The sequence below is a fragment of the Clostridium pascui genome (genome assembly GCF_016908015.1).
Lineage (GTDB): Bacteria > Bacillota > Clostridia > Clostridiales > Clostridiaceae > Clostridium_AK > Clostridium_AK pascui.
In genome coordinates this window covers 525537-545339 of the sequence record NZ_JAFBDB010000001.1, presented here as the reverse complement: position 1 = coordinate 545339, position 19803 = coordinate 525537, and the positions used below count along the sequence as shown (strand labels likewise).

At 30.4% G+C, this 19803-nt stretch carries 27 protein-coding genes; 19 read left to right on the top strand and 8 right to left on the bottom strand.

The features are described 5' to 3' along the window. Nucleotides 1-20 precede the first annotated feature (20 nt). Complete coding sequence (locus JOC70_RS02985) at nucleotides 21-272, bottom strand: SHOCT domain-containing protein (RefSeq protein WP_204597402.1); 252 nt, start codon at nucleotides 270-272, stop codon at nucleotides 21-23. A 184-nt stretch (nucleotides 273-456) separates the two neighbouring features. On the opposite strand from JOC70_RS02985, the gene JOC70_RS02980 reads away from it, so the two are divergent. Then, a complete protein-coding gene (locus JOC70_RS02980) occupies nucleotides 457-741 on the top strand; it encodes a hypothetical protein (RefSeq protein ID WP_204597401.1) in 285 nt (94 codons plus the stop codon). Between the two features lie 94 nt (nucleotides 742-835). On the opposite strand, the gene JOC70_RS02975 is transcribed toward JOC70_RS02980, so the two are convergent. From JOC70_RS02975 to JOC70_RS02950, 6 genes are all read right to left on the bottom strand, one after another. Further along, nucleotides 836-1858, bottom strand: coding sequence for a PTS sugar transporter subunit IIC (locus tag JOC70_RS02975; RefSeq protein WP_204597400.1), 1023 nt, complete (start codon nucleotides 1856-1858; stop codon nucleotides 836-838). A 128-nt stretch (nucleotides 1859-1986) separates the two neighbouring features. Further along, nucleotides 1987-2154 (bottom strand): DUF1540 domain-containing protein, encoded by a 168-nt coding sequence (locus JOC70_RS02970; RefSeq protein ID WP_081957114.1) that lies wholly within the window; start codon nucleotides 2152-2154, stop codon nucleotides 1987-1989. 212 nt (nucleotides 2155-2366) lie between these two features. Beyond that, the gene (locus tag JOC70_RS02965; protein ID WP_204597399.1) at nucleotides 2367-2954 is read right to left on the bottom strand and encodes a redoxin domain-containing protein; all 588 of its coding nucleotides are present in this window, start codon (nucleotides 2952-2954) and stop codon (nucleotides 2367-2369) included. A gap of 18 nt (nucleotides 2955-2972) precedes the next feature. Continuing rightward, the gene (locus JOC70_RS02960; RefSeq protein ID WP_204597398.1) at nucleotides 2973-3677 is read right to left on the bottom strand and encodes a cytochrome c biogenesis CcdA family protein; all 705 of its coding nucleotides are present in this window, start codon (nucleotides 3675-3677) and stop codon (nucleotides 2973-2975) included. A gap of 66 nt (nucleotides 3678-3743) precedes the next feature. Beyond that, nucleotides 3744-5066 carry a HAMP domain-containing sensor histidine kinase gene (locus JOC70_RS02955; protein ID WP_204597397.1) on the bottom strand — a complete coding sequence of 441 codons (1323 nt, stop codon included), beginning with the start codon at nucleotides 5064-5066 and terminating at the stop codon, nucleotides 3744-3746. Beyond that, the gene (locus JOC70_RS02950) at nucleotides 5054-5740 is read right to left on the bottom strand and encodes a response regulator transcription factor (RefSeq protein WP_204597396.1); all 687 of its coding nucleotides are present in this window, start codon (nucleotides 5738-5740) and stop codon (nucleotides 5054-5056) included. The genes JOC70_RS02955 and JOC70_RS02950 overlap by 13 nt, the downstream gene beginning before the upstream one ends. 240 nt (nucleotides 5741-5980) lie before the next feature. On the opposite strand from JOC70_RS02950, the gene JOC70_RS02945 reads away from it, so the two are divergent. After that, on the top strand, nucleotides 5981-6496 hold the full coding sequence (locus JOC70_RS02945) for a hypothetical protein (protein WP_204597395.1): 516 nt from the start codon (nucleotides 5981-5983) through the stop codon (nucleotides 6494-6496). Between the two features lie 227 nt (nucleotides 6497-6723). Beyond that, nucleotides 6724-7380, top strand: a complete 657-nt coding sequence (locus tag JOC70_RS02940) for a 4Fe-4S binding protein (protein WP_204597394.1) — start codon at nucleotides 6724-6726, stop codon at nucleotides 7378-7380. An 89-nt stretch (nucleotides 7381-7469) separates the two neighbouring features. On the opposite strand, the gene JOC70_RS02935 is transcribed toward JOC70_RS02940, so the two are convergent. After that, the gene (locus tag JOC70_RS02935; RefSeq protein WP_204597393.1) at nucleotides 7470-8147 is read right to left on the bottom strand and encodes a Crp/Fnr family transcriptional regulator; all 678 of its coding nucleotides are present in this window, start codon (nucleotides 8145-8147) and stop codon (nucleotides 7470-7472) included. 92 nt (nucleotides 8148-8239) lie between these two features. Here JOC70_RS02935 and JOC70_RS02930 point away from each other — a divergent pair, with 92 nt between their 5' ends. The 16 genes from JOC70_RS02930 (at nucleotide 8240) to JOC70_RS02855 (ending at nucleotide 19793) form a co-directional block, all read left to right on the top strand. Beyond that, nucleotides 8240-8566, top strand: a complete 327-nt coding sequence (locus JOC70_RS02930; protein ID WP_204597392.1) for a cupin domain-containing protein — start codon at nucleotides 8240-8242, stop codon at nucleotides 8564-8566. Between the two features lie 2 nt (nucleotides 8567-8568). Beyond that, nucleotides 8569-9051 (top strand): permease, encoded by a 483-nt coding sequence (locus JOC70_RS02925; protein ID WP_204597391.1) that lies wholly within the window; start codon nucleotides 8569-8571, stop codon nucleotides 9049-9051. After that, nucleotides 9048-9797 (top strand): permease, encoded by a 750-nt coding sequence (locus JOC70_RS02920; protein ID WP_341534847.1) that lies wholly within the window; start codon nucleotides 9048-9050, stop codon nucleotides 9795-9797. Before JOC70_RS02925 ends, JOC70_RS02920 begins: the two co-directional genes overlap by 4 nt. Before the next feature lie 192 nt (nucleotides 9798-9989). Continuing rightward, a complete protein-coding gene (locus JOC70_RS02915) occupies nucleotides 9990-10301 on the top strand; it encodes a LapA family protein (RefSeq protein ID WP_204597390.1) in 312 nt (103 codons plus the stop codon). A gap of 223 nt (nucleotides 10302-10524) precedes the next feature. Further along, a complete protein-coding gene (locus JOC70_RS02910) occupies nucleotides 10525-11787 on the top strand; it encodes an ATP phosphoribosyltransferase regulatory subunit (RefSeq protein ID WP_204597389.1) in 1263 nt (420 codons plus the stop codon). A gap of 1 nt (nucleotide 11788) precedes the next feature. Then, on the top strand, nucleotides 11789-12427 hold the full coding sequence (gene hisG, locus JOC70_RS02905; RefSeq protein WP_204597388.1) for an ATP phosphoribosyltransferase: 639 nt from the start codon (nucleotides 11789-11791) through the stop codon (nucleotides 12425-12427). A 27-nt stretch (nucleotides 12428-12454) separates the two neighbouring features. Then, nucleotides 12455-13750, top strand: coding sequence for a histidinol dehydrogenase (gene hisD / locus JOC70_RS02900; protein WP_204597387.1), 1296 nt, complete (start codon nucleotides 12455-12457; stop codon nucleotides 13748-13750). Continuing rightward, nucleotides 13747-14793 (top strand): histidinol-phosphate transaminase, encoded by a 1047-nt coding sequence (hisC, locus tag JOC70_RS02895; protein ID WP_204597386.1) that lies wholly within the window; start codon nucleotides 13747-13749, stop codon nucleotides 14791-14793. Before hisD ends, hisC begins: the two co-directional genes overlap by 4 nt. A 29-nt stretch (nucleotides 14794-14822) precedes the next feature. Next, nucleotides 14823-15410, top strand: a complete 588-nt coding sequence (gene hisB / locus JOC70_RS02890) for an imidazoleglycerol-phosphate dehydratase HisB (protein WP_204597385.1) — start codon at nucleotides 14823-14825, stop codon at nucleotides 15408-15410. Between the two features lie 66 nt (nucleotides 15411-15476). Then, nucleotides 15477-16082, top strand: a complete 606-nt coding sequence (hisH, locus tag JOC70_RS02885) for an imidazole glycerol phosphate synthase subunit HisH (protein WP_204597384.1) — start codon at nucleotides 15477-15479, stop codon at nucleotides 16080-16082. Next, a complete protein-coding gene (gene hisA, locus JOC70_RS02880; protein ID WP_204597383.1) occupies nucleotides 16079-16798 on the top strand; it encodes a 1-(5-phosphoribosyl)-5-[(5-phosphoribosylamino)methylideneamino]imidazole-4-carboxamide isomerase in 720 nt (239 codons plus the stop codon). Before hisH ends, hisA begins: the two co-directional genes overlap by 4 nt. A gap of 1 nt (nucleotide 16799) precedes the next feature. Continuing rightward, on the top strand, nucleotides 16800-17567 hold the full coding sequence (hisF, locus tag JOC70_RS02875; RefSeq protein ID WP_204597382.1) for an imidazole glycerol phosphate synthase subunit HisF: 768 nt from the start codon (nucleotides 16800-16802) through the stop codon (nucleotides 17565-17567). Next, nucleotides 17560-17898, top strand: coding sequence for a phosphoribosyl-AMP cyclohydrolase (gene hisI, locus JOC70_RS02870; RefSeq protein ID WP_204597381.1), 339 nt, complete (start codon nucleotides 17560-17562; stop codon nucleotides 17896-17898). The genes hisF and hisI overlap by 8 nt, the downstream gene beginning before the upstream one ends. Next, nucleotides 17891-18220 (top strand): phosphoribosyl-ATP diphosphatase, encoded by a 330-nt coding sequence (gene hisE / locus JOC70_RS02865; protein WP_204597380.1) that lies wholly within the window; start codon nucleotides 17891-17893, stop codon nucleotides 18218-18220. Before hisI ends, hisE begins: the two co-directional genes overlap by 8 nt. Before the next feature lie 28 nt (nucleotides 18221-18248). Continuing rightward, complete coding sequence (hisJ, locus tag JOC70_RS02860; protein WP_204597379.1) at nucleotides 18249-19091, top strand: histidinol-phosphatase HisJ; 843 nt, start codon at nucleotides 18249-18251, stop codon at nucleotides 19089-19091. 261 nt (nucleotides 19092-19352) lie between these two features. Next, nucleotides 19353-19793 (top strand): rhodanese-like domain-containing protein, encoded by a 441-nt coding sequence (locus JOC70_RS02855; protein ID WP_204597378.1) that lies wholly within the window; start codon nucleotides 19353-19355, stop codon nucleotides 19791-19793. The last annotated feature ends 10 nt before the right edge of the window (nucleotides 19794-19803 follow it).

Genomic DNA, 19803 nt, shown 5'->3' with positions numbered 1-19803 from the left:
GAACTAGAGAGTTAAACTCCCTAGTTCTTTTGTGAAAGTATTGTTCTTCTTTTCAAGTATTCTTCTTCACTAATTTCTCCATTAGCAAACTTTTCATTGAGTATTTTTATTGCATTACTTGACTTATTGTTATAACTTTTAAAAAGTTTAAAAATCAGTACTATCATACCAACGAATATTATCAATCTAAATCCCATAGATAATAGCATCCATCCAAGTCCTATAGTACCTGAAGAACCAATACCATATCCTCCAAAACCACCACAAAACATATATAAAGTCCTCCTTTAATATTAATTTCATATGTTAATTATATAAATCAATTATGGTGGAATTGTGAAGAAATATAATATATAAAAATATGGTTTTCTTCATATGTTCTTTATATAAATAACATAAAATGTAATCATAATATAAATACTTTAAAATTATTAAAAGTATATTGGAGGGGTAATTATGAAATGTCATGGAGATAATGGAGGAAATCAAAAACATAGTATGTTAAAACACATACTGCACATGATTCTTTGCTGTGGTTTGCCAATAGTTATTATAGGATTACTGCCATTTATAACAAAATTTAGCCCAGGTGCAGCTGGATTGCTTGCAATAATTGCGCCATTTATATGTCCATTGATGATGGTTGGAATGATGGTAATGATGATGCGTGGTAATAAAAAGGGAAGTTGTTGTGATAATAAAAATACCGAAAATGATAAATTGAATAAATTTATAGAATAAAATAAGAGAGTCTTAGTTGTAAAAAGCTAAGACTCCTTTTGTGTTTTATATAATAGAGCTGACCTTATACAAATACATGAAGCTAACTATAATGTTACAAATCTAACTTCATATCACCATACTTAATCAATCCTTTTTTACGCATAAACTCTGAAATAAGTAAACTCATAACTGCAGGAACAACTATATGCATAATAAGTATTAACCATAAAGAGTTTATCCCCATAACTTCTATAGTTGCAAATTGACCCACCAATCCACTAGTTCCCATGCCAGCACCCATTGAATTATTTCTCATTTTAAATATTGAAGAAGCAATGGGACCAAGTATTGCGCTTGTTAAAGTAGGAGGTATCCATATAAGAGGATTTTTAATGATGTTTGGAACTTGAAGCATGGATGTGCCAAGACCTTGAGCAATTAATCCACCCAATTTATTTTCTCTATAGCTTGAAATGGCAAATCCGATCATTTGAGCACAGCAGCCAACTGTAGCTGCACCAGCAGCCAAGCCATCAAGTTTTAGAGAAATTGCAAGTGCAGCACTACTAATTGGAAGAGTCAATACCATTCCCATTATTGTAGAAACCAAAATTCCCATTGGAACTGGTTGAAGTTCCGTTGCATAGTTAATCATATATCCAAGTGAGCTCATTAAGGATGACATAAAAGGACTTATAAAAGTACTAATAAGGCCTCCAGTAATAATAGTTGTTGCAGGGACTAAGATTATATTTAACTTTGTTTTATCATGAATAAGTTTCCCAAATTCAGCCCCAATAAGTGCTGCAAATAAAGCTCCTACAGGTTCACCTACATTTATAGAATATGTACCTAAGTTTGTTAATTTAAGAGTTTGTGCACCAAGTGCTCCAGTAATAATAGAAGAAAATATAGCTAAAATAGGAGCTTTTACTCCATAAGCTACAGCCGCGCCAATGGCAGGGCCCATCATAAGTTGAGCAACTTTTCCAAATTGGATTAGTAAAGGAAGTCCTAATTTTTCTCCAACTTGTTTAAGTATTAAACCTATAATAAGAGAAGCAAAAAGTCCTTGTCCCATGAAATTAAGAACATTGATTAAATACTCTTGTATTGAAAATTTACTGCTTTTCATAATATACCTCGTTATACAAAAATTAAGGAGTTATAAGTATGTAAAAATAGTATAATAGTCTGTGTAAACTCCTAAGAAATATATTTTATCATATCCCTATTTCAGAGTACACAGACTACTTCTACTTTTTAGATATTATTTTTAGCTTCAAAGCTTCCACAATCAGTATGTTCAACTTTATTAGCTTCACCGTTGTGCTTTGTAACTTTAATTTGATTTAATGCACAATACTGTCCGTCATTGCTATGGAATTTACATTCAGTAACTATACATCCTATACTTTCATTCTTTGGCATAACTATTACCTCCTTTACTCAATGTTCAATATTATTATTAGATATTTTGCAAATTTTATTCAACAAAACGTAGTTTGATTTAATATACCAATATTGGTTATTTTAAGAAATTAAACATAAAATAAATACATATGATTATTTTAGAACAAATAATCATAGCACACAAACACTGATACAAATCAAGTCTTTGTGTGCTATTAATTTTGCTAATTTTACTTTATATTATTTATATAATTTTTCATATCTTCTATAGTCATAGCACCAATATGTTTATCGACTATATTTCCTTCTTCATCAATAAAAAATGATGTAGGAATTGAAACAACTTCATATTTACCTGCAACAATATTACCTGTATCTAATAGCACTGGAAAGTTATATTTGTTGCTATTAATAAACTTCTGGACAGTATCTTTTTCTTCATCTAAGTTTACAGCTAATATGACTAAATCAGAATTCTTTGTTTCCTGATAAAGTTTTTCCATTTCAGGCATTTCAGCCTTGCAAGGTGAACACCAAGTTGCCCAAAAGTTTAAAAACACCTTTTTACCTTTATAATCACTTAATGAAACCTCTTTTCCAGTTAAGTCCTTTAATTTAAAATCCATTGCTTTAGTTTTAGATACTTTCAGAGCAGTTTCATTTTTAAAATTGTCATTTTGTTTTTTATCAGAGGAATTAGTTTCAGTATTAATGATATTATTGGGATTACTAACTTGAGATTTATTATAGTTATATACCGTATATACTGAACCACCTATGAGAAGTAATAATACTAATATTATAGTTATTTTTTTCATTGAAATTTCTCCTATCCATTAAAAGTTAATGAAATTAAGATATTGACTTAATATACCCATTTTATTTGTAAAGATTAAGATTCCCATTAGAATCATAAGTAATCCGCTTATTATAGAAATTAAATTTAAATGTTTTCCTAATCTGCTTATTTTTGATGATAAATTTTCAATTGCAAGTGCTGTTAAAATAAATGGAACTGCAAGACCTAATGAATAAAAAACTAGCAGTACAATACCTCTACTTATAGTTTCCATACTGCTTGCATAAACAAGAATAGAGGATAAAATTGGACCAACACATGGAGTCCATCCTGCAGCAAAAGCCATACCCATTAAAACAGAACCAAAAGCGCCACTGGTATTTTTAAAAGATAAAAGTCTTTTTTCACGGTAAAATAACTTGATTTTAAAAATACCTGTAGTGTGCAAACCAAAAATAAATATTAAAACCCCTGATATTTTTCTAAAAATAGACTGATTCTTTATAAAAACTTTTCCAATTGAAGTAATGGAAGCTCCCATTATGATGAATATAATAGAGAAGCCAATAATAAATCCTATAGATTTATAAAGAACGTATATATTAGATTTTTTACTTTCAGGATCACCAATACTTGTACCCGTTATGTAACTTATATAAGCTGGAACAAGGGGCAGAACACATGGCGAAAGAAATGATAATAACCCTGCAGAGAAAGCTAGTATCAGCGAAACGTTGTTCAAATAATCACCTTCTTTCATTTGAAGTTTAAATGCCTAAAGCTTAATATCAATTATATATAAAACATGTTAAGAATATGTTAAAGTGCGTGTATTATCTTTGGGTATAAGAAAATAAAATTCTGTTCCAGATTCATGAGAGCTAGTAACACCATATTTAAAATCATGCATTTTTAATATTTCTTTACAAATTGCAAGACCTAATCCCATGCCGCCACTTTGAGAATTTTTATAATATTTATCCCAAATATCTTCTAATAAATCATTTTCTATGCCTATCCCATAGTCTTTTATTGATAGCTTTATATAGTTATTTAATTCTGAAGTAAAGATTTCAATTTTGCTATTTTCAGTGCTAAATTTAACTGCATTATCAATAAAATTATATAAAACTCTTTGAAGATATTTTTTATCTGCACATATTTCTAAAGGTAGAGTAGAGCTAACAATAGATATATTCTTTTCAGTTATTATTGCTTTAAAGTAGTTAACGCACTCATTAATGAAATTAGGTAAATTAAAAAAATGTTTATCAAGAGAATACACACCATCTTGAAGCTTAGAAAGCTGAAGTAAATCCATAACTAAAGTATTTAGTCTATCTACTTCAATTATTATTTCTTCTGAATATCTTTCTAAATTTTCTTCATCTACTAATCCATCACTAATAGCCTCACTGTAACTTCTAATTACACTTAAAGGTGTTTTGAAGTCATGGGATACATTAGCTACAAAATCCCTTTGTAGTTGATATTTCTTTTTTAAGTCAATAGCCATTTGATTTAGGCTTATAGATAAAGTCTGAATTTCGTCATTAGTTCCAACACTACAGTCTACGTCAAAATTGCCATTAGATATTGAAGAAGCAACCTTTTCTAATTTTAATATAGGTTTTGTAAATTTTTTGCCTATATAGGATATTAGCGGTATAGATAGCAGCACTGAAAAAATAAATATAAAAAATAAAACAATATAAACTATATTTAAATAGTCTGATGAGTACTTATTACTTTGAAAGACTATGATATCTCCTATATCAGTTTGTAGTTTATAATATAGAAATTCAGCGTTCATAGCATTTTTAAATATTCCTTTTATTTTAAAGTTGTTATCGCTTGCTGAACGCAAAAATGGCATCATACCCATTTTACCTTGAGTCAAAGCGACTATATTATTATCTTGAATAAGTATTGCAGTAATACTCGAATTATCTATTTCCTCATTATTTTTTAAGGAACTATATATATCTTTAGCTGAAGCCTCCAAACTATCATATTGCTGTTTAAGATAAAACCTAGATAAAAAAATGCTGCTTACTATAAGGCATATTGCAATGATTAAAGCAATTATAGATATAAAGTATTTTATAAGTTTACGTGTTATTTTATCCATAGCGATTCTCCTGACGCTACTAACTTATATCCAACACCCCATACTGTTATAAGGTGAGCTTCACAAAATTTTAGCTTTTCTCTAAGTTTTTTAATATGAGTATCAATTGTTCGTGAATCACCTATAAAATCATATCCCCATACCGAACTTAATAATTGCTCTCTACTAAACACCTGACCTGTATTTTTACTTAAAAATAACAAAAGATCAAATTCCTTAGGGGTTAGATTTACTAGTGCACTATCTTGTAATACTTCATGACTTTCTTCTAATATTGTTAAATTATCAAATTTCAAAGATTTATTTTTAGTTATCTTACCGTTAATTCTAAGTTTTACACGAAGAACTAATTCTCTCATACTAATAGGCTTAACCATATAGTCGTCGGCACCTAATTCTAGACCAAAAATCCTGTCATCTTCTTCACCTCTTGCTGTTGTCAGTATAACAGGAGTGTTACCTAATGATTTGATTTTTCTAAGTAAAGCCCATCCATCTTTACCTGGAAGCATAATATCGAGAATTATTAAGTCAAAGTTATGAGCATTAATTAGCTCTTCTGCTGATTTTCCTTCTGATGTACAGGTTACATCATAATGTTCTTTTTTTAAATATAGAGCCATTACTTCAGAAAGTTTAGTTTCATCTTCCGCTATAAGTATTTTATTTGTCATGTTAGCCTCCTATAATTTTGCATCACTTAATTTAATCGCCTTATAATAATATAAATATAATTATAATTATATTTTATATATTTGGCTAATTATTGTAGTAAATGTGATAGATTTGTGAAATTTAACTATAAAACTTTTGCAAATCTATCACAATTACAACACTATTTAAACAAAAAGATTCGTTATTATAAAGCTATACCACAGATGTGGTAACTAAAATTAAAATTGGAGGAATAGAAAATGAAAAAAAGAAATGTTATAGCTGCTTTAGTACTTACTATGTCTATAGGAGTGGGAGCAACAGCCTATGCTGCTTCAAATGATACTACAGTTACATCAGCGCAAAGATTAGGCCTTGGAAGAATAACTTCTATGAGAGGATATGATTATGTATCTAACATCCTTAAGAATAAGTTAGGCCTAACAGATAGTGATATAACAAATGCAAAAAATTCAGGAAAAACACTTTATGATTTAGCAGCTGAAAAAGGAATGACTGAAGATGAGTTAAAGAGTTTATTACTTGAAGAAAAAACTAAGTTAATAGATAGTGCTGTTGAGAAGGGAACAATCACAAAAGAAGAAGGAGAAACGTTAAAAGCAAATTTAAATGCAAACATACAAAGCTGTACTGGAAATTTTGGTGAAAAACAAGGAGTAGGACAGGGAAAAGGAAGAGGTCAAGGCCGTGGAATGATGGGAAACGGACAGGGCAGGGGCTGCATAGCAGTACCTAGTAATGAAGTTGTTAAATAACATTTAAAAATAGGATGGCTAAAATTTAGCTATCCTATTTTTTATGGAATATATTCAAAGAATGAGTCACAATTAAACAAAATCTATATATTATAATATTACGATATAAGTATATATTTTAGTTGTATAATAACATAAAAATTAAATATATGCTTGACATATTAATAAAAACCTATATAATATTTCTTATATACCCCATGGGGGTATAAAGTATTGGAGGGATGGGTATGAGAAATTTATTTAAACTATGGAAGAAACATTCATATATGCTTTTAATTATATTTACCATTGTAAGCTTATTTGATTTTAGAATAGGTATGACAGCTATTGTTTGTATGATTGCACCTATTATTGTTTCAGTCTTTAGAGGAAGGTTTTGGTGTGGGAATCTATGCCCTAGAGGAAACTTCTATGATAATGTCATGTCAAAATTCAGTAAGAAAAGGGAAGTTCCAAAATTACTAAAATCAGTTTGTTTTAGAGTACTTGTACTTATATTTATGTTTACTGTGTTTGGCCTAGGTGTTAAAAATAATTGGGGGAACCCAGCTGGAATTGGTATGGTATTTTATAGAATTATAGTAATTACTACCTTGATTGGAATAGTGTTATCATTTTTCTATAGTCATAGAACTTGGTGCCATTTTTGTCCTATGGGAAGCATAGCAGCATTAATATCTTACTTCATAAAAGATAAAAAAAAGGTGTTAGAAGTGTCTAACACTTGTGTGAATTGTAAGATATGTGAAAAAAAGTGCCCTATGGGAATATCTCCTTATGATTATAAAGGTGATGTTTTAAGTCATCCAGATTGCATTCAGTGCTCAAAATGTGCAGTAGCTTGTCCTAAAACATCTATTGGATATAATGAGATAGGAAAATAAAATAATAAAATGCCTAGTGGAGCTCAATTTCCATTAGGCATTTTTGCTTTATCAAATACAATTATTTTAAATTTGAATATAGTACTACATTAATTTTTTTTAATAAATTCAACATCTTTTATGGTTATAGAGTGCGCATCATATTCTATTAAACCATCACGTCGCATTTTATTTAATTCTCTTAAAAGTGAAGGACGTTGCACTCCAATTCTTTCAGCTAAATCTTTTTTTGATACTGGTAAAATGATTTTTGATGTCTTTTGAATATAATATTCATAGGTTAAAAAGTCTAATATACACTGTCTTATAGTCTTCATGCTTATAGACTTAATTTTGTTTGTTAATATTATAGTTTTATCAGAAATAGATTTAATAAATTCAATTAGAAAATTCCTATTCTTCTGGCAAAGCTCAAGTATCAAGTCCTTGTTAATATGAAGAATTATACAAGAAGATCTTGATGCTACTGTCATAGGATAAGTATTAGTATTTGCAAAGATTAAGTTTCCTCCTATTACATCTCCAGTTGAGAATGTAGATATAGTAAGCACATTCCCGTTAGTATCAATTTTTTGAACGATAATACTTCCTTTTAAAATAATATCTAAAGTAGTGCACTTTTCATTTTGCAAGTAAATAACTTTGTTTTTGTTATATTCTTTAATTTCATAATTTGGGCTAGTAAATAATTGAACTAATTCTTCAGAAGAGATGGTATTAAATAAATTTGTATGCTTAATTATATGAATAAAGTCTCTAATATTCATAAATATTCTCCTATAATTAGTAACCATAGTTACTTTTATTATATTTATAAAAATTATAATATAAATACATGAACTATGAAAGGGGAATTTTTATGTTAGAAAAGATTTATGAATTTAAAAGATTAAAAGAAAAGGTAGTTGAAAAACTTATTGATGATGAAAATTTAGCGCTAAACCATATGGTTTTTACTAAAGGAACAGGTTTACCAGAACATTATTCAAACTCCAATGTGTATATGGTAGTAATAAGAGGTAATTTGACATTAAAGCTTGGTGAACAAGAATCTCACAAATACAGTGAAGGACAAATTGTAAATATACCTTATAACGTAAAGATGAATGTAAATAATTTTGATGATGATGTTCTGGAGGTATTTGTAATTAAATCTCCTAATCCAAGATATTATGGAGGAAGATAAAAATGGATATTCTTACATTATTCCTTTGGGCCGTTACTGGTACTGCTTTCATAGTATCAGTAATTAAAGATAAAAATAAAACTTTAAATTCTATGAAAATGGCTAGAGGTATGATGAAAACTATGGTAGGAGAAATAATAGGAATATTGCTTCTAATAGGATTAATGTTAACCTTTATCCCTCCTGAAACTATTAATAGTGTTATGGGAAAAACTAATGTTTTAATATCCACTATAGCTTCAGCAGCAGTAGGCAGCATAACTTTAATACCCGCCTTTGTTGCGTTCCCTTTAGTTGGTTCTCTTACTGATGCAGGACTTAATATAGTACCAGCGGTTGCTTTTCTTAGTACTTTAACTATGGTAGGTGTTGTAACATTTCCCCTTGAAAAGCAAGAGTTTGGGTTTAAATTTACAGCAGTTAGAAACTTCTTAAGCTTTGGATTTGCAATAATTATAGCCCTTGTTATGGGGGTGTTAATGTGAAGGCTATTAAGAGAGTAAGAAGAAATAAATTACTATTTCTAGCTATTACGATTTACTTATTTCTTTTAGGAACTATGCCTGACAAAGCAATTCAGTCAAGTAAAAATAGTATGTACTATATAATAGAAATGCTTGAAATTATGCCTGTGATATTTATATTAACTTCCCTTATAGAGGCTTGGGTACCAAGGAAGGCCATAGAGAATAGTTTTGGAGAAAATTCAGGGATTAAAGGTACAATTTTTTCCTTTCTTTTAGGAAGCTTTTCAGCAGGACCAATTTATGCAGCTTTTCCAGTTTGTAAGATGCTACTGAAAAAGGGGGCTAGTACTTCGAATATAGTAGTTATACTAAGTGCTTGGGCTGTAATCAAAGTACCAATGCTGGCAAATGAAGTAAAGTTCTTAGGAGCTAAGTTCATGGCTATAAGATGGATATTAACAACAACTTCAATATTTATAATGGCCTATATTATGTCTAAAGTAGTTAAAAAAGAAGACTTATTACATGAAGAAGAGAAGCAAGCTAATGAAAATGCAGTTTTAGCTATTAAATCTCAATATTGTATAGGTTGTGGTTTATGTACAAAATTATCTCCAGATACTTTTATAATATGTGATAAAAAAGCAAAATTAATAAATGAAAATATTCAATTACAAAATACGGATAATGCGGAAAGTATAAATAATACTATTGAAAAGTGTCCCACAAAAGCTATTTATTTTAGAAATATAAGCAGTTTTTAATAAACAACTTATTAATAGTTTCAATAATTCACCTAAAAGGATGTATTCTATATGAATACATCCTAAAAAATTTGAGGAAATTTCAAAATCTATATCAATATATTGGAAACAATAGAGGTTAATGTTATAATATATATATCAATATATAATTAAGATAAATACTCGAATTATTTGAGATAGGTGGTTATTTGTATGGATTGGCGATTTATTTTATCCCTTATATTTGCGCTTATAGTGGCAATTTTTGCTTTGCAAAATGCAGAAACTGTAAACATAAACTTTTTATTGATGGACTTATCTATGTCACAGGCACTTGTTATATTTATATCAGCAATTTTTGGTGCTGCTACTGTAATGATGCTTAGTATTGTTAGGTGGATTAAACTTAAATCTAAAATCAAAAGTTCATTAAAAACGATAACATTGCTGGAAGAGGAAAATAATCAGTTAAAGCTAAAACTTGAAGAAACAACGACTGAAGAATTTGAAAATAACAATAAATAAGATTTATGATAAGTAAACTTATCATGTGAAATACTTAAAAAGTGACTATTTCAAAATTTATTTTGAGATAGTCACTTTTTTATATATTATTTATAAAATTTGAAAATTCACTATTAATTTTACTAAATATATTGACAGAAGCTTTAAGGGATGTTATTATCTTAATAATTTAATAAGATAAAGCGATAAAGTGATAAATCAATAAAGTAAAGAAGGTGTAAATTTGACTAATTGGAAAAGATATATACCTGAAGGCACAAAGGACTTGTTGTTTGAGGAATGTAGTAAAAAAATTAATACAATTAATAGGCTGAGAAGTCTTTATTTAAGAAGTGGTTTTGAAGAGGTGTCCACCCCTACATTGGAGTTTTACGATGTGTTTCATTTAGACAACCTGTCTATAGAACAGGAGAAGATGTATAAGCTATTTGATAATACTGGCAGGATATTGGTTTTGAGACCTGATATGACGACTCCCATAGCTAGGATTGCTGCTACAAAGCTTAAGGAAGCACCTCATCCAGTAAGAATATGTTATAGCGGCAACATATTTATGATGAATGAATCCTGGGGAGGAAAATTTAGTGAAATAACTCAATCTGGGATTGAAATACTAGGAAGTGACAGCTTGAAAGCAGACTCAGAAGTTATTATAACTGCTATTACAGCACTACTTTCCATTGGGATTAAGGATTTTGAAATAGAGTTGGGACAAGCTGAGTTTTTCAAATCTTTAGTGGAAGATGTAATTTTTGATGAAGAGGAAATTGAGAGACTTAGAAAATTAGTAGAAAATAAAAATTTTGCTAGATTAAGAGAATTTGTAGAAGAAAATGAAGATAAGTTAGGAAAGAATGCTGAGGCTCTAAAAAATCTACCAGAACTTTTCGGAGGGATTGAAGTACTTGAGAGAGCTAAAAACTTTACAGATAATAAACATGCCCTTCTTGCTATTGAGAATATTGCTAAAATATATGAAAAGTTAGATGTAATTGGTCTTAGTAGATTTGTATCCATAGACTTAGGCATGGTACAACATATCAATTACTATACAGGAATGACTTTTAGAGCTTATAGCAGAAAAGTAGGCACTGATATTTTAAGTGGAGGAAGATATGATAATTTAATATCTGAATTTGGTCAGAATATTCCTGCCACTGGGTTTGGAATAAATATTGATAGTATTATGTGTGCACTGAAGGATGATAGTATATGTAACGAGTTTTGCGATAAATACCTAATTTCATATGATGAAAAATATATAAATGTAGCCTATAACTTAGCAAATAAACTTAGAGATTGTGGCTATTACGCTGAGATAAGCTTAATTAAAGAAAAAGAAAATATTATAGATTATTGTAAGGATAAGAAAATAGGTATGCTTGTATCTATTAATTGTGAAGATGAGGTTGAAATTATAAATATAAAGGATAAAACTTGCAGTAATATAAGTGTTTTAGAGTTATTTAAAGCTTTGGGGGAATAAAATGAAGAGTTTAAGAATTGCACTTACTAAAGGTAGACTAGAAAATTATGCAATTACCATGTTTGAAAGCATAGGAATTGATTGCACAGAATTAAAGGACAAAGGAAGAAAATTAATTTTTAAGGATAGAGGAAACAATATAGAGTTTGTTTTAGTAAAGTCAACTGATGTTCTTACCTATGTTGAACATGGGGCTGCAGATATAGGTATAGTAGGAAAAGATACACTTTTAGAACAGGGGAAAACCTTCTATGAGGTTGTGGACTTAAAGGTTGGAAAATGCAGCTTTAGTGTGGCAGCATTACCTGAATATAGAAACTATGAAGGGTTTAATCGTAAGAAAATTGCTACTAAGTACCCTAATGTTGCAGGAAACTATTTTAGAAACAAAGGTGAAGATGTAGAAATAATTAAAATAGAGGGGTCCGTAGAATTATCTCCTATACTAGGGCTTTCAGATGCAATAGTGGACATTGTAGAAACAGGAGAAACCCTTAGGCAAAATGGGCTTATTATAATAGAAAAGATATGTGATATAAGTGCCAGAATGATAGTAAATCGAGCAAGTATGAAGATATATAAAGATCAGATAGGAAAACTTATTGAAAAAGTTCAAAATTACGTAGATGAAAATCAATAACTTAATAAAGATAGGAGGAAGATTATTTTGATAAGTATTATATATAGAAATAGCGAAGAAGGAAAAAATTATTTAGATTCACTTAAGGAAAGGGCTGAAGAGGTACAAGGAGATGTTATAAATAGAGTTGAGGCTATTTTAAAAGACATAAGAAATAACGGAGATGAGGCTTTAATCCAGTACACGAACAAATTTGATAGCAATAGTATTGACTTGAGTAATTTTATTGTTTCTAAAGAAGAAATTAAGAAAGCCTATGAAGAGGTAGATTCAGATTTTCTTTATGCAATACAAAGAGCAAAAGAAAATATTGAAGAATTTCATGAGAGACAAAAGAGAAACTCATGGATGATGACAAAGGATAAGGGAGTTATACTTGGCCAAAGTATTAGAGCATTAGAAAACGTAGGTATATATGTACCAGGAGGTACTGCGGCATATCCATCATCAGTTATTATGAATGCAGTACCAGCAAAGGTAGCAGGAGTGAATAATATAACAATGGTTACTCCACCTTCAAAGAATGGAAGTATAGATCCTAATATTTTAGTTGCTGCAGATATTGCAGGAGTAGATAAAATAATTAAGGCAGGAGGGGCTCAGGCAGTTGGAGCACTTGCTTTTGGTACAGAAAGCATTGAAAAAGTAGATAAAATAGTAGGTCCAGGAAATATATATGTTGCAATGGCAAAACGAAGTGTATATGGATTTGTTGACATTGATATGATTGCTGGTCCTAGTGAAATACTTATAATTGCGGATGAAAATGCTAATCCTAAATTTTTAGCAGCAGATTTAATGTCTCAAGCAGAGCATGATGTATTAGCATCTTCAATTTTAGTTACCACCTCATTTGAATTAGCAGAAAAGGTAAAGCTTGAGCTGGAAAGACAAGTTGAGACTCTAGATAGAAAGGCAATAATAAAAGAATCTCTTAAAAACTATGGAGCTATTATTGTTGTAAGCACTTTAGAGGAAGCTATAAAAATGGCTAATGAGATAGCTCCTGAACACCTTGAGATAGTAATTGATAAGCCTTTTGACATATTAGGTGAAATAAAGAATGCAGGTTCTATTTTCATAGGTGAATATTCGCCAGAACCCCTAGGAGATTATATGGCAGGACCAAATCACGTACTACCAACTAGCGGTACTGCAAGATTCTTTTCACCACTTTCAGTAGATGACTTTATTAAAAAGTCTAGCTATATTTACTACACTAGTCCTGCATTAGAGGATTTAAAAACCGACATTATAAAAATTGCGGAAACTGAAGGATTAACAGCTCATGCTAATTCTATTAAAGTGAGGTTTGAAAAATGATAAATAATTTATTTAGAGAGGATTTAAAAAGCTTTAAGCCTTATGAAGTTGATAAAAATAATTATACTATTAGATTAGATGCTAATGAGAGTTTTTTAAATTTTCCAAAGGAATTAAAAGAAGAGCTTATAAATTCAATAGGGAATATATTTTTCAATAGATATCCTGACTCAGATTCAACAGAAATTTGCAAGCTTTATGCTGACTATGCCGGAGTTAATTTTGAAAATGTTATGGCAGGCAATGGTTCAGATGAACTTATACAAATTATAGTAAATGCCATCATAAAAGCTGGAGATAAAGTAATGATGCTAACCCCGGATTTTTCCGTGTACAACATATATACAAAGCTTGTAGGTGGAATGCCTGTGGAGTTTCAGCTTAATAGCAACTTTGAATTAGATGTGGAAGCATTAATAGCAAAAGCTAATTTTGAAGGGGTAAAGCTTATTTTTATATCTAATCCTAATAATCCAACAGGAGGAGTTATTCCTGAGGAGCATTTGATTAGAATAATCACAGAAACCAAGCCTATTATTGTTATTGATGAAGCGTATTATGAATTCTATGGAGAAACCCTAGTAGATAAAATAAATACCTATGAAAATTTAGTAATACTTAGGACTTGCTCTAAAGCAATAGGATTAGCAGCACTTAGACTAGGATTTCTTATTACCAATAATGTTCTAATGAACGAGTTTAAAAAGGTAAAATTAACTTATAATGTTAATACAATTACTCAAACTATAGCTGCAGTAGTGTTAAAAACGCCTGAACTTATTAAAAAGAATATTGAAACTATACTAAAAGAAAGAGAATATCTGCTTAGTGAACTGAAAAAAATAAAGGGGATAACTATATATCCAACAAAAGCCAACTATGTACTAATTGAGAGTAGTTTTAAAGATGAATTAAGAAAAAAGACATTAGAGTGCGGTATAAGTATAAGGAACTTTAGCAGCGATAGGCTTAAAAATTGTCTAAGAGTTACCGTAGGAAGCAGAGAAGAAAATAAAGCATTTATTGATTCTATAAATAGATAATATTAGTTATATAGAATGAAGGTGATAATATGAATAGATTATCGGAAATTAAAAGAAAAACTGGTGAAACGGATATAGAATTGAGCATTAATTTAGATGGAGAGGGAACTTTTAAAGGAAGTACAGGTATAGGATTTTTAGACCATATGCTTACACTTTTTTCAAAGCATGGTTTAATAGACTTAGAAATAAAAGCAGATGGAGACTTGGTGGTAGATAGTCACCATACTGTAGAGGATATAGCTATAGTACTTGGAAGTGCTGTAAAGGAAGCTCTAAAAGATAAAGCAGGGATTAAGAGGTATGGCACTAGTTTTGTAGCTATGGATGAATCCTTAGCTACAATATCTTTAGATATTAGTGGGAGACCATTCTTAGTATTTGATGCTAAGTTTACTGTAGATAAACTAGGAAATTTTGATACAGAAATGGTAGAAGAATTCTTTAGAGCTTTTGCTGTTAATGGAGGTATAACCCTGCATGCTAGAGTACTATATGGAAGAAACAATCATCATATGATAGAAGCTTTATTTAAAGCATTAGGTAGAGCATTAGGTGAAGCAATAACTATAGACCAAAGGATAAAAGGTGTTATGTCTACAAAAGGAGTTTTATAATTTTAACGTTGAATTAGACATGAAAAATTATTTATTATTAATTTTTTAGGAAATGGAGGGTATATTTTGATAGCTATAGTTGATTACGGCATGGGAAATCTAAAAAGTGTACAAAAGGCATTAACTTTTTTAAATATAGATTCTTTTATATCTAGTGAAAAAGATGAAATATCAAGAAGCAAAGGAATTATAATACCAGGTGTTGGAGCTTTTCCTGATGCAATGGAGAATATTAAAAAAGATGGCTTGGACTTATTAATAAAAGAAGAGGCTAAAAAAGAGAAACCCATCCTTGGTATATGTTTAGGAATGCAGCTTTTATTTGAAGAAGGTGAAGAAATCTGTAATTCTAAAGGACTTGGGTTTTTAAAAGGAAAAGTAGTAGAAATCCAGGGAGATGTAAAAGTTCCTCATATGGGATGGAATAATTTGAAATTTCAAGAGGAAAGTTTACTTCTTAAGGGAGTTAAAGAGGGGAGTTTTGCATACTTTGTGCATTCTTACTATGCTAAGCTAGGTGAAGAAGGTATATTAAATGCCTATACTGAGTATGGAGTTAATATTCCTGCAATAGTGAGCAAAGATAATATTTTTGGTATTCAGTTTCATCCTGAAAAGAGCGGGGAGGCTGGAATGAAAATACTTAAAAACTTCGGGGAGCTGATAAAATGATAATATTTCCAGCAATGGATTTAAGAAATGGTAATTGCGTAAGACTTTATCAAGGAGAGTTTTCAACCTCTCAGGTTGTGGGGGAAAATCCAATTGATATAGCCATAGGTTTTAAAAATCAAGGTGCAGAATATATACATATGGTAGATTTGGATGGAGCTTTAAAGGGAGATATAGCAAATTTAGATGTAATTAAAGGCGTTATTAAAGAAACTGGTCTTCCAATACAGCTTGGTGGAGGAATCAGAAACATTAATACTATAGAAAAGCTTATAGAAGAGGGCGTAAGCAGAGTTATTTTAGGAACAGCGGCATTAAATAATCCTCCTATGGTAAAGGAAGCTGTAAGAAACTTCGGTGAAAAAATAGCTGTAGGTATAGATGCAAGAGATGGCTATGTAGCCATAGAAGGATGGATAAAGGTAAGTAAAGTTCAATATATTGACTTTGCAAAAACCATGGAGGATATAGGAGTAAAAACTATAATTTTTACAGATATAAGCAGGGACGGAACACTCACAGGCCCTAATTTTGAGGCTACAGGTATGCTAAATGAGCAAGTTTCCTGTGATATCATAGCATCCGGTGGAATGAAAAGTATAGAAGATATTAAAAAACTAACAGGTATGAATATGTATGGAGCAATTATAGGGAAAGCACTATATAGTAAAAGTATAAATCTTAAAGAAGCTATAGATTTAGGAAGGAGGGTATAACTTGCTTACTAAGAGAATAATACCTTGCCTAGATGTAAATATGGGCAGAGTAGTAAAGGGAATAAATTTCGTTAATTTAAATGATGTTGGGGATCCTGTAGAAATAGCAGAGTTTTACAATAAAGAAGGTGCAGATGAAATTGTTTTTCTTGATATAAGCGCTACTCATGAAGGAAGAAAGACCATGATTGATGTTGTAGAAAAAACAGCTGAAAAAGTTTTTATACCTTTGACTGTTGGTGGCGGCATAAAAACTGTAGATGATTTTAAGGATATACTTAGAGCGGGCGCAGATAAAATATCTGTAAATTCCGCTGCTATTAGAAATCCTAATATAATAACAGAGGCAGCCAGAAAATTTGGCAGTCAATGTGTTGTGGTAGCTATAGATGGAAAGAAAAGAGAAGACAGCACTGGATGGAATGTATATATAAATGGTGGCAGAATAGATACTGGCTTGGATGCAGTGGAATGGGCCAAAAGAGTAGAAAAGCTTGGTGCAGGTGAAATACTTCTAACCAGTATGGATGCAGATGGTACAAAAAACGGATATGATATAGAATTTACAAAAGCAATTATTGACAGTGTTAATATTCCCGTAATTGCTTCAGGCGGATGCGGGAAACTTGAACATTTTTCAGAAGTTTTTAAAGAAAGTAAGGTAGATGCTGCTCTAGCTGCATCACTATTTCATTATAGAGAGCTTACAATAGGCCAGGTTAAAGAGTATCTTATTAAAGAATGTGTGGAGGTTAGAACTAATGAGTAACCTAGAAGACATAAAGTTTGATCAGGGGCTGATTCCAGCCATAATACAGGATTATAGTAGTGGAGAGGTTCTGATGCTGGCATATATGAATAGAGAATCCTTTGAAAAAACATTAGAAACAAGTAAAACTTGGTTCTGGAGTAGATCGAGAAAAAAGTTATGGAATAAAGGTGAAACTTCAGGTCACTTTCAATATGTAAAAAATATTAGCTATGATTGTGATGGTGACACTTTACTTATTAAAGTAGAGCAGATAGGTCCTGCTTGTCATACAGGAAGTAGAAGTTGCTTTTATAGAGAAATTGATATAAAGGGGTTTAATCATGAATAAAGGAAATATTATAAAAGAATTATATAAAATAATAGAGAGTAGAAAAGAAAATTCTATAGAAAATTCATATACAACCTACCTTTTTGAAAAGGGATTAGATAAGGTACTTAAAAAGGTTGGAGAAGAATGCTCTGAGGTAATAATAGCAAGTAAAAATAATGATAAAATTGAAATGGTAAATGAGATATCTGATTTAGTATACCATCTGCTTGTACTAATGGCTGTACAGGGGGTAAAGATAGAGGATGTTGAAGAAGAACTTATAAAAAGAACAGAAAAAATAGGCAATAAAAAACCTGAAAGAAATGTTAAAAACACTTAATCAAGTATAAGCATTTGGAGGAACTACTATGACTTATTCAAATTATCACACACATTGTTTATTCTGCGACGGAAAAGATGAACCTGAAGATTATATAAAGAGGGCTATTAGTCTCAACTTTCATTCTTTGGGTTTTTCTAGCCATGCTCCTGTTCATTTACCAAGCTCATGGACTATGAAAGAAGAAAATTTAAATAACTATGTCCAAACTATAAAAAGCTTCAAAGAAAAATATAAGAATCAAATTGAAATTTATTGTGGATTAGAGATAGATTATTTTCCGGGTATTTCAGGACCAGATTCTCAAAAGTTCAAGAGACTAGATCTTGATTATACTATAGGTTCTGTACATTTTATGAAAAATGAAGATACAGGTGAATATCTAACGGTAGATGGTGACGAAGAGGAATATGCAAGAATTATTGAAGTGTTTTTTAAGGGAAATGTACAGGCGTTTGTAACTGAATATTACGGATTAATTCGTAGTATGTTATCTGAACATAAACCAGATATAGTTGGGCATCTAGATTTAATTAGAAAAAATAATAAGAATCAAAGATACTTTAATGAAACAGAGGATTGGTATAAGGAAGAAGTCTTTAAGACTTTACAAGAAATAAAGAAGGCTGGTGCTATCTTAGAAGTAAATACTGGTGCTATAGCAAGGAGATATCTGACTACTCCATATCCGAGTCCTTGGATACTTAAAGAATGTTATGAATTAGACATACCAATAACCCTTAACTCTGATGGGCATTCACCAGAAAATCTTGATACATTTTTTAGTGAATCGTTGAACTTACTTAGAGATGCTGGATATAGGCAACTTTATTTTATCAAAAATAAAAAGTGGTCAATAAAAGATATTTAATTAAATTGCTAAGGTATAGAGTATGTTGAGTGTGTATCATTATGCTTAGCAACTATAACCTTAGGGGAGCGGACAAATACCGCTCTTTTTTATTGCATAAATATCAATGCGGATAGAAACATAGATGTAAATGCTAAATAATAGGTATTGCATAAGAGAAAAAAATATAGTATATTATCAATATACCCCTATGGGGTAATTGATGGTTTATATAAAATGGTTAGCATAGTATTAATTTAATTAAATAAAGGAGAATTATTAATGATTAAAAGTTTTAAGTCTGTGAAGATCATCTGTTTAATAGCTGCTATTCTTTTAATAGGATTATTTTCAGGATGCAGCAGTAAGAACGCTGAAATTAACAAAGAAGGCTCAATCTCCTCAGAAAAAGCTAGCTTTAATAATATAACTCCAGAAGAAGCTAATGAAAGGCTAGAGAGAGACAAAGGTATTATACTTTTAGACGTAAGAACAAAGGAAGAATATAAAAATGGACACATAAAAGGATCTATGCTTATTCCTGTAGACAACTTGAAGACAGAAGCAGAGATTAAACTTAAAGATAAGGACTCACCCATATTTGTATACTGTAGAAGTGGGAATAGAAGTGTAACTGCTGCTAACCTATTAGTGAATCTAGGATATACTAATGTATATAATTTGGGGGGAATAAATAATTGGCCATATGAAGTTGTAAAATAACAACAAATAA